The organism is Streptomyces ruber (genome assembly GCF_014648075.1).
GTDB classification, from domain to species: domain Bacteria; phylum Actinomycetota; class Actinomycetes; order Streptomycetales; family Streptomycetaceae; genus Streptomyces; species Streptomyces ruber.
This window is the reverse complement of the sequence record NZ_BMQK01000022.1, coordinates 95,343-108,065: the sequence shown is the minus strand read 5'-3', so window position 1 is coordinate 108,065 and position 12,723 is coordinate 95,343. Positions and strand designations below refer to the sequence as shown.

General features: G+C 75.2%; 11 protein-coding genes and 2 pseudogenes. 7 read left to right on the top strand and 6 right to left on the bottom strand.

The features are described from left to right. Together IEZ04_RS31075 and IEZ04_RS31070 are read right to left on the bottom strand one after the other, a co-directional pair. Positions 1 to 167, bottom strand: a pseudogene (locus IEZ04_RS31075) (esterase); the annotation flags it as partial. 150 nt (positions 168 to 317) lie between these two features. Then, complete coding sequence (locus tag IEZ04_RS31070; RefSeq protein WP_189220312.1) at positions 318 to 701, bottom strand: TraR/DksA family transcriptional regulator; 384 nt, start codon at positions 699 to 701, stop codon at positions 318 to 320. A 192-nt stretch (positions 702 to 893) separates the two neighbouring features. Here IEZ04_RS31070 and IEZ04_RS31065 point away from each other — a divergent pair. From IEZ04_RS31065 to IEZ04_RS31055, 3 genes and pseudogenes are all read left to right on the top strand, one after another. Next, positions 894 to 1,802: pseudogene (locus IEZ04_RS31065) on the top strand (HAMP domain-containing sensor histidine kinase); the annotation flags it as partial. A gap of 371 nt (positions 1,803 to 2,173) precedes the next feature. Next, complete coding sequence (locus tag IEZ04_RS31060) at positions 2,174 to 2,869, top strand: response regulator (RefSeq protein ID WP_189220319.1); 696 nt, start codon at positions 2,174 to 2,176, stop codon at positions 2,867 to 2,869. A 99-nt stretch (positions 2,870 to 2,968) separates the two neighbouring features. Continuing rightward, positions 2,969 to 3,991, top strand: coding sequence for a hypothetical protein (locus IEZ04_RS31055; protein WP_189220318.1), 1,023 nt, complete (start codon positions 2,969 to 2,971; stop codon positions 3,989 to 3,991). A gap of 59 nt (positions 3,992 to 4,050) precedes the next feature. Here IEZ04_RS31055 and IEZ04_RS31050 read toward each other — a convergent pair whose 3' ends face one another. The 3 genes from IEZ04_RS31050 to IEZ04_RS31040 all read right to left on the bottom strand — a co-directional run bounded on the left by IEZ04_RS31050 (position 4,051) and on the right by IEZ04_RS31040 (position 8,427). Then, positions 4,051 to 5,073, bottom strand: a complete 1,023-nt coding sequence (locus tag IEZ04_RS31050; protein ID WP_189220310.1) for a hypothetical protein — start codon at positions 5,071 to 5,073, stop codon at positions 4,051 to 4,053. 450 nt (positions 5,074 to 5,523) lie between these two features. Continuing rightward, the gene (locus IEZ04_RS31045; RefSeq protein WP_189220309.1) at positions 5,524 to 6,867 is read right to left on the bottom strand and encodes a helix-turn-helix domain-containing protein; all 1,344 of its coding nucleotides are present in this window, start codon (positions 6,865 to 6,867) and stop codon (positions 5,524 to 5,526) included. A 270-nt stretch (positions 6,868 to 7,137) separates the two neighbouring features. Next, positions 7,138 to 8,427 (bottom strand): hypothetical protein, encoded by a 1,290-nt coding sequence (locus tag IEZ04_RS31040; RefSeq protein WP_189220308.1) that lies wholly within the window; start codon positions 8,425 to 8,427, stop codon positions 7,138 to 7,140. A gap of 190 nt (positions 8,428 to 8,617) precedes the next feature. Here IEZ04_RS31040 and IEZ04_RS31035 point away from each other — a divergent pair, with 190 nt between their 5' ends. From IEZ04_RS31035 to IEZ04_RS31020, 4 genes are all read left to right on the top strand, one after another. Further along, a complete protein-coding gene (locus tag IEZ04_RS31035) occupies positions 8,618 to 9,070 on the top strand; it encodes a hypothetical protein (RefSeq protein WP_189220307.1) in 453 nt (150 codons plus the stop codon). A 102-nt stretch (positions 9,071 to 9,172) separates the two neighbouring features. Continuing rightward, a complete protein-coding gene (locus tag IEZ04_RS31030; RefSeq protein ID WP_189220306.1) occupies positions 9,173 to 10,072 on the top strand; it encodes a hypothetical protein in 900 nt (299 codons plus the stop codon). A gap of 161 nt (positions 10,073 to 10,233) precedes the next feature. Beyond that, complete coding sequence (locus IEZ04_RS31025; RefSeq protein WP_189220305.1) at positions 10,234 to 10,680, top strand: DUF7144 family membrane protein; 447 nt, start codon at positions 10,234 to 10,236, stop codon at positions 10,678 to 10,680. A gap of 118 nt (positions 10,681 to 10,798) precedes the next feature. Further along, complete coding sequence (locus IEZ04_RS31020) at positions 10,799 to 11,836, top strand: endonuclease/exonuclease/phosphatase family protein (protein ID WP_189220304.1); 1,038 nt, start codon at positions 10,799 to 10,801, stop codon at positions 11,834 to 11,836. Between the two features lie 112 nt (positions 11,837 to 11,948). On the opposite strand, the gene snpA is transcribed toward IEZ04_RS31020, so the two are convergent. Continuing rightward, positions 11,949 to 12,638 (bottom strand): snapalysin, encoded by a 690-nt coding sequence (gene snpA, locus IEZ04_RS31015; protein ID WP_189220303.1) that lies wholly within the window; start codon positions 12,636 to 12,638, stop codon positions 11,949 to 11,951. Positions 12,639 to 12,723 lie beyond the last annotated feature (85 nt).

The following is a 12,723-nucleotide window of genomic DNA, read 5'->3' as shown; positions in this document are numbered from 1 at the left end:
TCCTCGTCCACGGCCGGCTTCGCGATCGCGCCCGACTGCACCTCGTCGACCGTCTTCCGGCCCTCCACCGGACCCAGGTCGAACAGGTACGGCGGATTGGCGGTGTCCTCGACGAACTTCTGGGCTGCGGGCTCGAGGACGGGGCGGGTCGGCGTGTTCCCGGTCATGGCTGTCTCCTCGGTTCGGGTGCCGTGGTCGGACCAGTCCGACGGTGTTCGCCGGGGCCGGCGGCACACCAGAAACTTAGCGCGCAATTAAGTTGTGCACAACTAAAAAGCGCGTCAAGCGCTCCGGGAGGAGCAGCGTGCGGGAGAGTGCTAGTGGCCGGCTTCCTTCACCTGCTGGCAGCGGGCGCAGTAGCGCGCCTGCGGCACGATCATCAGCCGGTCGCGGGCGATGGGCCGCAGGCACAGGTGGCAGGCGCCGTAGCGGCCCTGGTCCATGCGCTCCAGCGCGGCCTCCACGTCGGCCAGCACCATGCGCGCGGAGGCGGCCAGCTGGACGTGGACCGCGAGCTGCGCGGCGGTCTGCCGTCCCCGCGCGTCCTCCGCACGGGCCGGGGAGACCCCACCGATCTCCCCGAGCTGCTCCCGGCGGAACGTCCGCTGTTCGTGCAGGTCCCTCCGGAGCGCGGCGAGGTCCTCGGGGGACAGGACGGTGACGGCTCGCACTCGCGTCCGCCCGCCGTTGCGTTCGGCCATGCCTCCACTCTGGCCGAACCGGCGCCCGTTGCCCATCGGCGGTGACACCCATCCGGCCCCGGACGGGCGGACGGGGAGCCGGGAGGCCGGGGAAACGGGGAAATGGGGGCGGGCACCCATCGACTCCGTGCGCCGCCGCGGGACACAGTGAAGGCCGGCCGAGGGAGCCGAGGAAGAGGAGGCGCGATCCCGGTGTCCCTGTTCTGGCGGATCTTCGGCCTCAACGCCGTGGTGATGGTGACGGCCACGGCACTGCTGCTGCTGGCCCCGGTGACCGTCTCCGTGCCCGTCCTGCTCACCGAGGCGGTCATCCTGGTGATCGGTCTGGCGCTCCTGCTGGTCGCCAACGCGGCCCTGCTGCGCATCGGACTGTCCCCGCTCGACCGGCTGACCCGGCTGATGACCACCGTCGACCTGCTCCGCCCCGGCATGCGGCTCCCGGTGCACGGCCATCGCGAGATCGCCGAGCTGATCCGTACGTTCAACGCGATGCTGGAGCGTCTGGAGGGCGAGCGGGCCGCGAGCAGCGCCCGCGCGCTCCAGGCCCAGGAGTCCGAGCGCAGCCGTATCGCCCAGGAACTGCACGACGAGATAGGGCAGACGATGACCGCCGTCCTGCTCGGCCTCAAACGGGCGGCGGACGAGGCGCCCGAGCCGCTGCGCGGTGATCTGCGGCAGGCCCAGGAGACCACCCGGGAGAGCCTGGACGAGGTCCGCCGGCTGGTGCACCGGCTCCGCCCGGGCGTGCTGGACGACCTGGGCCTGGTCAGCGCGCTGACCTCGCTCACCACCGAGTTCGCCGGCCACACCGGGCTGCGCGTACTGCGCCGCTTCGACCCGGGGCTGCCCGCGCTGGACCACGAGACCGAGCTGGTCCTCTACCGCGTCGCCCAGGAGAGCCTGACCAACGCGGCCCGCCACGCCGGCGCGGCCACCGTCGAGGTGAGTCTGCGCCGCGGCGGCGACGGCTCGGTGGTGCTCGACGTCGGCGACGACGGCCGCGGCACCGGGGGCGCCCCCGAGGGCGCCGGAATCCGCGGCATGCGCGAACGGGCCCTGCTCATCGGCGCCACGCTGGACATCGTCTCCGCCCCGTCCGCCCTGTCCGCCGCCTCCGCCCCGTCCGCTCTGTCCGCCGCCTCCACCCCGTCCGGCTGGTCCGCCGCCTCCACCCCGTCCGGCTGGTCCGCCGCCTCCACCCCGTCCGGCTGGTCCGCCGCCTCCACCCCGTCCGCCCTGTCCGCCGCCTCCGCCCCGTCCGGCTGGCCCGCCGCCTCCGCCCCGTCCGCTCCGGCCGCCGCCTCGTCCGCCTCGTCCGCCCGGCGGAGCGGCACCCGGATCCGGCTGACCGCTCCCGTGCCGGCCCCCGCCCCCGTACCGGCCCCGGACTCCACCGTCGCCGCGGTCCCCGAACCCGCCCCCGCGCCCGACCCCGCGCCCGTGCCGGGCGTCACCAGGAAGCACCCGTGACCATGGCCCACACGTCCGGCACCTCCGGTACGACCGGCCCGCCCGGCCCACCCCCGGTCCGCATCCTCCTCGCCGACGACCACGCGCTGGTGCGCCGCGGTGTGCGGCTCATCCTGGACCGCGAGCCGGACCTGGAGGTGACCGCCGAGGCCGGGGACGGCGCGGAGGCCGTCGCCATGGCCCGCGCCCACGACGTCGACCTGGCCGTCCTGGACGTCGCGATGCCCCGGCTGACCGGTCTCCAGGCCGCACGCGAACTCGCCGCCACCAGACCCGGCCTGCGCATCCTCATGCTGACGATGCACGACAACGAGCAGTACTTCTTCCAGGCGCTCAAGGCCGGGGCCTGCGGTTACGTCCTGAAGTCGGTGGCCGACCGCGACCTGGTCGCCGCCTGCCGGGCCGCGATGAACGACGAGCCGTTCCTCCACCCCGGCGCCGTCACCGCCCTCATCCGCCACTACCTCGACCGCGTCCGCCGGGGCGAGGAGTCACCCGAGCACGTCCTGACGTCCCGCGAGGAGGAGGTGCTCAAGCTCGTCGCCGAGGGACACTCCTCCAAGGAGATCGCCGAGATCCTGGTCATCAGCGCCAAGACCGTGCAGCGGCACCGGGCGAACGTCCTGCACAAGCTCGGTCTGCGCGACCGGCTGGAGCTCACCCGGTACGCGATCCGGGTGGGGCTCATCGAGCCCTGAGCCGGACCGCTAGCATGCACGTCCTGCTTGTCGCCGTGCCGTACGTACCTCCAGGGAGAGTGTCCTTTGACCGCAACGGTCCCCGACGAGGGCTACTGGATCGAGCCCGCCGCGGAGACGGCCCCCGGCACCGTGCACGAGGCGGTGGCGCGGGACGCCCGGGAGTTCGGCGTGTACGCGCGTACGGGCGGCTGGGCGTTCGCGCTGAAGGTGGCCCGCAGCGTCCGGCCCGGCGGGCAGGCGGCCGGGGAGACGCCGAAGGTGTCGGCGAAGGAGTTCGCGGAGCTCGCCGACTGCTCCCCGGAGCGGGTCATGCGCTACTACAGGGCGTGGGACAGGGCGGCCGACGACGGGCTGGTCCCGCAGTTCGAGGCGCTCGCCGTGGGCGCGGAGACCGACCTGCCGGACGCGGACGCCTGGCTGTCGTACTACTCCTCCCGCTCCAGCGCGTCCTCCGGCCGGGGCGCCGCGATCACGGCGTCCGCCGAGGCGGAGGGCATCCGTCCGACGAAGGCCCTGGAGGTCGCCGAGAACCCGACGGCGCTGCGGGCCGCGATCCTCGCCGACCCCTCGACCGCGCAGGCGGCGCGGGCCGCGCTGCTCGACCGGATGCGGGAGGACCCGTCCCTCCAGGCGGAGCTGGCCCGTGACGTGGTGCGCACCGACGGGCTGAGGAAGGCGGTCGCCACGGAGAGCCGCTCCGCCGACCGCGTCGGGTACGTCCGGCAGATCGTGGACAGCGGCCAGGTGCGCACTCCCGCCGGCCGGACGATCGACGCGCCGGCCGAGCTGCGGGCCGAGGCGGAGCGCCGGCTGTCCCTGCTGGACGAGCTGGACGACGGCGAGGACCCCGGCGAGTGGGTGACGGAGGCGTACGACACCGTCAGGTCCCTCGTCGCGCGGACCGTGGAGGACGACCCCGGGCTGCGCGTCCAGGAGCGCCGCACGAAGTTCTACAGCAGCCTCCAGCGGGCCACGAAGGTCTTCGAGGAGCTGACGTTCGAGGATGCGGCCGACCTCGGCGACATCTACGAGGACGACATGCTCGACCGCCTCGAAGCCCTCCAGCAGGCCCTCACGACCTGCATCACGAGCCTGCGGAGGGCGGCGCCGGAGGACTGATCCGACGGCCGCGCGCCGGCAGGCCCCGCACTGGTCCGGCCGGCTGCCCGTCACGCCGGCTACTCGTCCTGCCCGCCCTGCAGCCCGCTCCGCCAGCCGTCCTGCCAGTCGTCCTGCCAGTCGTCGCCCTCCTGGGCGTCGAACTGATCGGCCGGCTGCTCGTCCTGCCGGTCCTGCCCGCCCTGCTGCTGCTCCTGCTCCTGCTCGTTCCGCTCCTGGTCGCCCGTGCTCTCCCCGGCCGCCGGGCTCTCCGGTTCCCTCGGGCCCTCCTGGTCTCCCGGGCTCTCGCCCTCCTCCGCCTCCGGGGACCTCCCCGTCCGCCGGGCCTCCTGGGCCTCCTTCAGGCGCTGGGCGCCCCGTTCGACGGCCCGGCGGGTGGTATCGCCGTCGACGCCGTACAGGCCGCCGTGGGTCAGGAACGCGGCACCGTCCCCGACGCGCACGGCGGCGACGTCCAGCGTCAGCGGACCCTCCTCGCCCTCGACGCCGCCCTCCACGGTCATCCGGAGACCCTGGCGCGCGTCGCCCGCGCCGGGCAGGTCGAACGGGGCGACCTCGACGGCGTGTGTCGTCCGCCCGCCCGCGACGGCGACGCCGAACGCCGCGCACTCGTCGGTCAGTTCCCGCACCTGGCCGAGTTTCGCGTCCACGGCGGTCTCCTTGTACTGGCCCACGTGGTGGCGGAGCTGGGCCCCGTACTCGCCGTCGTCGAAGCCCGCGACCGCCGAGCCGCCGCTGGGCTCGCCCAGCAGGTCCTCGGCGTACACGCCGTCGAGCAGCTCCTGGCACTCCGGGCGGTCCGCCTTCCCCTTGAGCAGCCCGTCCCGCCAGGTGGCCGCGCCCTCCGTACCGGCCCAGGAGCCTCCGAGATCGCCCGCGCGGAGCAGCGCGGACGCGGCCCCCGCGTCCGTCAGGGCGGGGACGGTCGAGGCGGCCGACGGCGGGTCGGCGGGGCTCACCCTGTCCGCCGGGGAGGTGCGGTGCCCGGCCGCGCCGCCGCCCCCGCGCTGCGCACAGGCCGCCGCCCCCAGGAGCACCGCGGCGGTGAGCGCCGAGGCGAGAACACGGTACGAGCGTCGCATGCCGGGGCCTTTCGAGGACGTGACGTTTCGTCCACCGCAGCACCACCGGCCGTCCCCGACCAGCCAAGGAGCTGCCAACGAGTGAGGGACTCCCACGGCCGGCGTAGGAGGCACGGCGTACGGCCCGCGGAGAACGGCCCGCGGAGAACGACGCGCGGAGAATGACGCGCGGAGACAGCGAAAGGAGTCCGGCGCGGGTGTCCTACGGACGCGGTGCCGACGCTGCCGGCCGTCCTCGGGGCCCGACCCCGACGGTCACTGTGTACGGCGCACGAGGCGAAGTGCTCGCGGAGCCGGACAGCGGCCCGTGACCGGTGCGACCGGGGGCCGTGGGGATGTGCCTCCCCACCGCGTGCGGTCCGCCGTCCCTGCTCCGCGTCCGTGCCGGAGGCCGGCCGCCGGCCCTGTGGCCCCGCACAGGACCCGCACGCCCGGCGTCCAGGGTCCGGCTCACAGCGGCGGCTGGGCCGGGGCCGGGCCCAGTGTCGTGGTGCCCGGTGCCGTGCGGTGGCCCAGGCCCGTCCGGTACGCGTCCAGCGCCGCCTCCACCCGGCCGGTGCGGCGCAGCAGGTCGCCGAGGAGCCGGCACAGGTCGGCCAGGTCACCGGCGGCACCGGCCCGCTCCAGCAGGCTCATCGCGCGGACGTAGTGCTCCTCGGCGGTCTCCGTGTCCTTGGCGTCCTCGGCGATGATGCCGAGCAGGCGGTGCGCGGCGGCGGCGTGGACGGCGCCGCGTTCGGGCGAGAGGTCGCCGAGCACCTCGTGGAGCAGTGCGGTGGCCTCCTCCGACCTGCCGCGCCGGTGCAGCACGTCGGCGAGCTCCACCGTCACCTGGCTGTTGTAGAGCGCGGCGCGCCTGGCCGCCAGCATGGTGCGCGCCTCGCGCAGCTCGCTCTCCGCGCGCGCGAGGTCGCCGTTCTGCGCGTACAGGTAGCCGCGCATCCAGTGGCAGTTGGCGAGTTCGGTGCGGATCTGGAGCTGGCGGTACAGCTCGGCCGCCTTGGCCAGGGAGGCGTCCGCCTCGGCGGTCCGGCCCTCGGCGATCAGCGTCCGGGCCACCTGGCGGTGCATGCGGGCCACCAGCGCCGGGTCCTGTACCTGGGGCGCGAGCGCCAGGGCGAGCTCGGCCGCCTGCGCCGCGCGCGCGTGGGCGCCCAGGTCCATGTACGGGGCGATCGCGCTGGAGTAGAGCAGCAGGAGCGCGTCGGGGTCGTGCAGTCCGCCGCGGTTGAGCTCGTCGAGCGTGGACTCCAGCAGGTAGCAGGCGTACCGGAGTTCACCGGCCAGGTAGTGGGCGACCACCCGGCCGCGCAGCGCGGGGACGCGGGCGGGCAGCGGTGCGTCGCCGAGCGCCCGTTCCGCGCGTTCGAAGTACCGCAGGGCCGCCGTCAGGTCGCCCGTGTCCAGGCCGCACTCGCCGAGTCCGAGGAGGGCCGCGGCCTGCTCGGCGACGAGCCCGTACTCCTCGGCCTCCTTCAGGAGCGTGGCGTAGGTCTCGGCCGCGATCCGGGCCTCGCCGGTGGCGAGCGTGCGCTGGGCGTCGGTCAGGCGCAGCCGCAGGTCGGTGGCGAGGTGGGCGGGCCGGCCGGTGGTCAGTTCCTCGTACGCGACGCCGAGCCGCCCCGCGATGTGCCGCAGCGCCTCGTCGGAGGCGCGCACCCGCCCGGCCTCGACGGTGGAGATGTAGGCGGGTGTGTAGGCCGGTTCGGCCAGCTGACGCTGGGTGAGACCGCGCTGGGCGCGCAGCTGCTGCACTCTGCGCCCGATGGTCTCCGGGTCGTCGCGCTCGGGCATGGCTCAAGCATGCCAGTAAGCAGGGTTGTGCCAGTGCTTTCTTCCAACTCTTGTAAGAGCCCTTGCTGTTGACGCGCGGAGCCCCTACGTTAAGCAGCGCATTAAGCCCGTTTAATACGCCGTTGTCCCCGCTTCCCGTTGCGAGGTGACCGTGCTCCGCCAACTGCTGACCCGCCACGCCCGCCCGCTCGGCGCCGCGCTGCTCGCGGTGGCCGCCCTGGTCACCGCGGCGAACGCGGTACGGCCGCAGTAGTCGCGGCGGCCGACGACTCAGGAGAGCGCCCTCAGCAGCTGCGTCTCGACCTCGAACGTCGTCAGGCGCCGCTCCACGTGCCGCACCGCTCCCGACCGCTTGCCCGGCACCTTCCGCCGCAGCTCCAGCAGTACGGCCCCCAGTTCGCTGGCCTGCATCACGTCCTCGACCCGACCCCACTGGTGGTGGGCCCGGTCCACGGCGGTCTCGACGGCGGCCGCGTCCGGGGCCTCCCCCGCGGCCAGCCGCGCGGCGGCGACCGTCAGCCAGGTACGGCAGCTGCGCACGGCGTCGCCCGCGAGCATCGCGAGGTCCGCGCGGACCTCCGCCCAGTGCAGCGCCTCCTCGGACGCGGGCCCGTGCGCCTTCCGCGCGGCCCGCTCGCACCGTGCGGCGAGCGCGTCGGCCTCGTCGTGACGCTCCGCCTGGACGGCGGCGGTGATGGCGGCGTGCGGGTCGCCGTCCGGTTCGGGATCGGTGTCCCCGGGCGTCCCGGCCGGCTCGGGGGGCTGGGCCGGCCGGGGCGGGAGGGGACCGGCGGAACCGTACGAGGACTCGGGGACCGGGGCCGCGGGAGGCGCCGCAGCGGGGGCCGGAGGTGTCGTGGGATCGGGCGCGGCGCCCACGGGCACCGTACCGCCGAACACGCCGGGCCCGCCCGCGGGCGCCGTCGCGTCCCAGGACAGCACCACGTCTCCGTACGTGCTCGGGTCCTTGCTCGCGATGCGGGTCAGCGCCTGCTGGTGGAGCTCCGCGGGCGGCGGGCGGTGGCCGCTGCGCAGGATCGTCGCGACCGTCTTCATGTACGAGGGCTGCGCGACCGTGCGGCGCGCCGGGGGCGGGGCGACACGCCCGTGCACGGCGACGGCGGGCCCCGCGTCCAGGGACAGGGAGCGCAGGCGCTGCCACGCCTCGGCGTCCGCGTGCAGGTCGGCGAAGACCGTGGTGGTGCCCGGCGGTCGCAGGCGCAGCTCCTCGCGGAGCCAGTGCCAGGGGAAACCCGTGTAGCGGACGGTGGCCGGGGTGGTGCGGGCGAGCGCGAGGTGGGGCAGGTGCTGGCGGCGGTCGAGCTGGAGCTGCCCGGTGAGGAAGACGGTCAGCGGGCCGGGCGCGCCCGCGGCGGCCCGCAGCCGCGTGAGGACCGCCTGCGGGTCCAGCGGGTCGGCCAGCTCCACGACGTTCGCGGTGTCCGCACCGGCCAGCACCGGCGGGGCGACGGCCGCGAGCACCGGGAGCACGGACGCCGCGTCCACCAGGCATCCCTTGCCCGCGGGCGAGGCCGCGAGCAGCAGGACGGTTCCGGGCATCGTTCCTCCCCCATCGATCACGTACGGCAGCACGGTAACCGGTGCAGGTGCGAACAGGCGATGTCCGGGGAGGGACCGTGAGGCACCCCTCCCGGGCGAACCGGACCTTCCCGACTTGCCAGCCGTTCGCGCCCGGTGTGCCCTGGAGGTCGGGGGGCGACGTCGGGGGACGACAGAGAGGAGTGCTCCCATGGCGCACGCGACACACGCGACGGGGACGCGCCGCGGCCTTCCGGCCGGGACCCCGTCGACGCCGGACGTCTTCGGTGAGCGCGTCCACACGGTCATGCGCTGGGCGTGGCCCGTGGTGCTCGGTCTCGTCTACGGCTACTGGGTGGCGGCCCTCGACCGCGACGCCGGACCGATCACCGCCGGGAACTGGCTCCTCGGCTTCGTCAGCGCCGTCGCGTTCGTGGTCCTGTACGCCGCCGCGCGCACCCTCGCCCGGCGGCTGCGGCGCGAGCCGCACGCCGTGACCTGGGCGGTGTTCGCGGCCCTCGCGTACGGCTTCGTCTACAGCCAGAACGGCGGCACCGTCCTGCGGGCCTCGCTCCAGTCGGTGCTGATCGGGGTCGGGGTGTTCCTCGTGGCGTGGTACCGGTACACCCTGCACGACAACGCGGAGGGCCGCCGCACCACCTGACCACGCCCGCCGCGCCCCGTTCGGCTTGTCCTCCGCGCCCATTTGCAGTCACCCGCGGTCCGGCCGCTCGCCCGCCGCGGCCCGCGCGTCTTGCCTGAAGGGGTGCGCCGACGTGTCCCCGGCCTGCTGTCGCCGGTCCTGATCGCCCTCGCCTGTCTGTTCGCGCCGCTGGGCGCGCTGGCCGGCTGGGCCACGTACGGCATCGGGGACCCGGCCCGGTACGCGGCGGCGACGGCTCCGCTGGCCGCCGACCCGGCCGTGCGGGAGGCGGTCGCGGAAGCGGTCACCAGCGGGATCATGCGGGAGATCCGGGTGGCCCCGGCACTCCACGCGCCCGTGCGCTCGTTCACGCACGAGGCCGTACGGTCCTTCACCCGCACCGAGGCGTTCCGCACGGCCTGGGGCGAGGCGAACCGGGCCACGCACGCCGCGGTGATGCGGGCGGTGCGCGGCGACGGCGGGGGCGCCGTGACGCTCGACGTCGCGCCCGTGGCCGAACGCGTCAAACGGCAGCTCGTGCGCGACGGCGTGCCGTTCGCCCACCGCATCCCGGTCGGGCACACCAGGGTGACCGTCCTGTCGGCGGGCGACCTGGACCGGCTCCGGAAGGGGTACCGCGTGCTGGAGCTCACCGCGTTCTGGCTCCCGTCGCTGGCCGCCGCGCTGGCCGTGGCGGGCGTCCTGGCGGCCGCCCGGCGCCGCCGCGCGCTGTTCGCGACGGGTGTCGGTACGGCGCTGGGCGGCGCCGCGCTGGGCCTGGCGGTGGCCGTGGGGCGCCGGCTCACGCTCACCGATCTGCCGCCGGACGTGTCCCGCGCGGCGGTGGCCGCGGTCTACGACGCCCTCACGGTGACGCTGCGCGTGGTGACGTGGCTGCTGGTGGTGGTCGGTGCGGCGGTGGCGCTGGGCGCGTGGCTCACGGGCCGCGGCGGACGGTCCCGGCGCGCGCCCGCGGCGCCCGTACCGGCCCCGCCCGAGGAACCGGACCGGGCCCGGATCTGAACCGGGCGGTCCGGCCGAAAGAGGGCAGCGCGGTTTCGTCCCCCCGCGAGTAATCTGAGGCGGTTCGGACCGTATCGCGACTCGTCCGACCGACTCGCGCCGGGTGCGGTCCCGCCCCGGCACGGGCGTGCGGACGAGCCGTCGAAGCCGAGGAGGCCCTGATGGCCCAGCAACCCACCGCACCGTCACCGAGTTCGGCCCCGCCGCACCAGGCCCGCTCGAAGGGCTCGGCCCTGGCGACCGGCGGCACCGCGTTCGCCGGGGTCCTGATGCTGATCAGCGGCGTGCTGAGCGTCCTGAACGGCATCGCGGGCATCGCCAGCGACACCGTGTACGCGTTCATCGGCGACTACGTGTACGAGTTCAGCCTCACCGCCTGGGGCTGGATCCACCTGGTCCTGGGCGTGCTGGTCGCCGCGACCGGCCTCGGCCTGCTCAAGGGCGCGTCCTGGGCGCGCGTGGTGGGCGTCGTCCTGGCGGCGCTGTACGTCGTCGAGTACTTCCTGTTCCTGCCGTACGCCCCCGTCTGGTCGGTGGTCTCCATCGCCATCGGCGTGTTCGTCATCTGGTCCCTGCTGACGACCCGGGACACGTACGCGACCAAGTGAGACCGCGGCCCCCGCCCGGCCCCGTCCGGCGCCGTCGCAACCTTCTCCGTGTGATCCTCGTCCTCGACAGGGACGCCCTTGGCGGGCGGCCGGTGGCCGAGCGGGCGGAGGCCGGGGCGTGGACACGGTGACGGCCGAGCGGGCGGTGGCCGAAGGGGAACGGAAGCGGACGCGCGGGCGGCGGGTCGCCGCCCGGTGCGCGGGAGCGCTGCTCGTGGGCCTGAGCGTCCTCGTCGGATGCCGCGCCGCCGGCACCGACGGCATCACCCCGGTGCCCCAGCTCCTCGCCTTCCTGCCGTGGCTCCTCGCCCCCGCGGGCGCCGCCCTGCTGCTCGCCGCGCTCGCCCGCTGGCGGACCGGGGCGGTCTGGGGCGTCGTCGTCCTCGGGGCGCTCGCGTGGTTCACCGCGCCGTACGGGGAGACCGGCGACCCGGTCGGCGGCCCCGTCGCCGAGCTCCGGGTCCTGACGGCCAACGTGCAGTTCGGGCAGGCGGCCGACGCCCTGGCCGACGCGATCCGCCGCCACCGGCCCGACATCGTGTTCGTGCCGGAGTGCGAGTACACGTGCGTGACGAGGCTCGGCGAGGCCTTCGGCGGCGCCGGTGACACCGGCGCCGCCGACACCGTCTCCTACCCGTACCGGCGGGCCGTCGAGTCGTACGGCTCCGAGGGCTCCCTCCTCCTCAGCCGGCACCGGCTCACCCCGGCCGCCGGTGTCCCCGGCACCCTGGGCATGCCCGGCGCCACCGCCGACGTCGCGGGCCACCGGGTACGGCTCCAGCTCGCCCACCCGATGCCGCCGCTGCCGGGGCAGCTGGACACCTGGCGCCGCGAGCTCGGCGCCCTGCGCGCGTACGCCGCGGCCGACACCGCCACACCCACGATCCTCGCCGGTGACTTCAACGCCTCCCAGGACCACGCGGCCTTCCGCCGCCTTCTCGACACCGGCATGAGCGACGCCGCCCGGCTCGCCGGGAGGTCCCGCACCCCCACCTGGCCCGCGCCCACCGCCCGCACCGTCCTGGCGCTGGGCTCGCAGATCGACCACGTCCTCGTGTCCCGCGACTTCGCCGCGCACCGGGCCCGCTTCCTCGACCTGGCCGGCACCGACCACCGCGCCCTGGTCGTGGACCTCACGCTGCACGCCCGGCGGTAGCGGACCGCGCCGCGCCGCCGTCCGCGCACACCAACGGGCCGCCCTGTGGGGAGGGCGGCCCGTCCGTGTGGGGGGTGGCGGCAAGTGGCGCCTTACTCGGGGTTCTGCCCGGTCACTCGAGGCTCTGCCCGGCCTTGGCGAGCGCCTTGTCGAGCGCCGGGGCGAACCCGTTGGCCCAGAGCTGGTTGACGCGGGCGCGCTCGGTCGCGTTCGGGTAGGCGTTCGTGCAGGACGGGCCGGGGCCGCCGCCGGACATCAGCTCGCTGCACGGGCCGGAGTAACGGTCGGGGAGACCGAGCACGTGGCCGGTCTCGTGGGCGGTGACGCGCGTGGAGTCGTAGGTCCGGTTCTGCGCGTAGTCGAGGAATATGTAGCCGCCGCCGTGCCCGTCGGTGTAGGCGTACGAGCCGCGCGCGTCGTTGCCCTCCCGGTAGCTGAAGTCGGCGTTCGACGCCGACCCGGCCGCAAGCTTGACGTTGGACACCGAGCTGTTCCAGATCTGGGTGCTTCTGGCTATCTGGGAGGCGAACGACGGGGCGCGGGAGGCGTCGTAGACGACGGTGACGGCCTGCGCGCCGAAGGGGCTCGCGGCACGCTTCTCGGCGACGGAGCGGACGACCGCCTCGAAGAACGCCTCGTTGGCCGCCGCCTCCTCGCTGGAACCGTCGTAAGCCGCCCACTGCGCCTGCGCGGACGACTGCGACCGCGCCTCCGGTGCGGGTGCCGCCGCGGCGGGCGCCGCCGTGGCCAGTCCGAGGGCCGTGACACCGAGAGCCGCGAGAGCGGACAGGGGCATGCGCATGCGATGACTCCTCATGGGGGGTGTGGGGTGTGTGGGGGTGAAGTCGTCATCGCTGAGTGTGGGCGCCTGTGCGACGGCTGTGATG

Excerpts from the sequence above, each read along its gene's own strand:
- IEZ04_RS31070 (WP_189220312.1), bottom strand. The coding sequence starts at position 701 with ATGGCCGAACGCAACGGCGGGCGGACGCGAGTGCGAGCCGTCACCGTC.
- IEZ04_RS31060 (WP_189220319.1), top strand. The coding sequence starts at position 2,174 with ATGGCCCACACGTCCGGCACCTCCGGTACGACCGGCCCGCCCGGCCCA.
- IEZ04_RS31050 (WP_189220310.1), bottom strand. The coding sequence starts at position 5,073 with ATGCGACGCTCGTACCGTGTTCTCGCCTCGGCGCTCACCGCCGCGGTG.
- IEZ04_RS31045 (WP_189220309.1), bottom strand. The coding sequence starts at position 6,867 with ATGCCCGAGCGCGACGACCCGGAGACCATCGGGCGCAGAGTGCAGCAG.
- IEZ04_RS31040 (WP_189220308.1), bottom strand. The coding sequence starts at position 8,427 with ATGCCCGGAACCGTCCTGCTGCTCGCGGCCTCGCCCGCGGGCAAGGGA.
- IEZ04_RS31035 (WP_189220307.1), top strand. The coding sequence starts at position 8,618 with ATGGCGCACGCGACACACGCGACGGGGACGCGCCGCGGCCTTCCGGCC.
- IEZ04_RS31025 (WP_189220305.1), top strand. The coding sequence starts at position 10,234 with ATGGCCCAGCAACCCACCGCACCGTCACCGAGTTCGGCCCCGCCGCAC.
- snpA (WP_189220303.1), bottom strand. The coding sequence starts at position 12,638 with ATGCGCATGCCCCTGTCCGCTCTCGCGGCTCTCGGTGTCACGGCCCTC.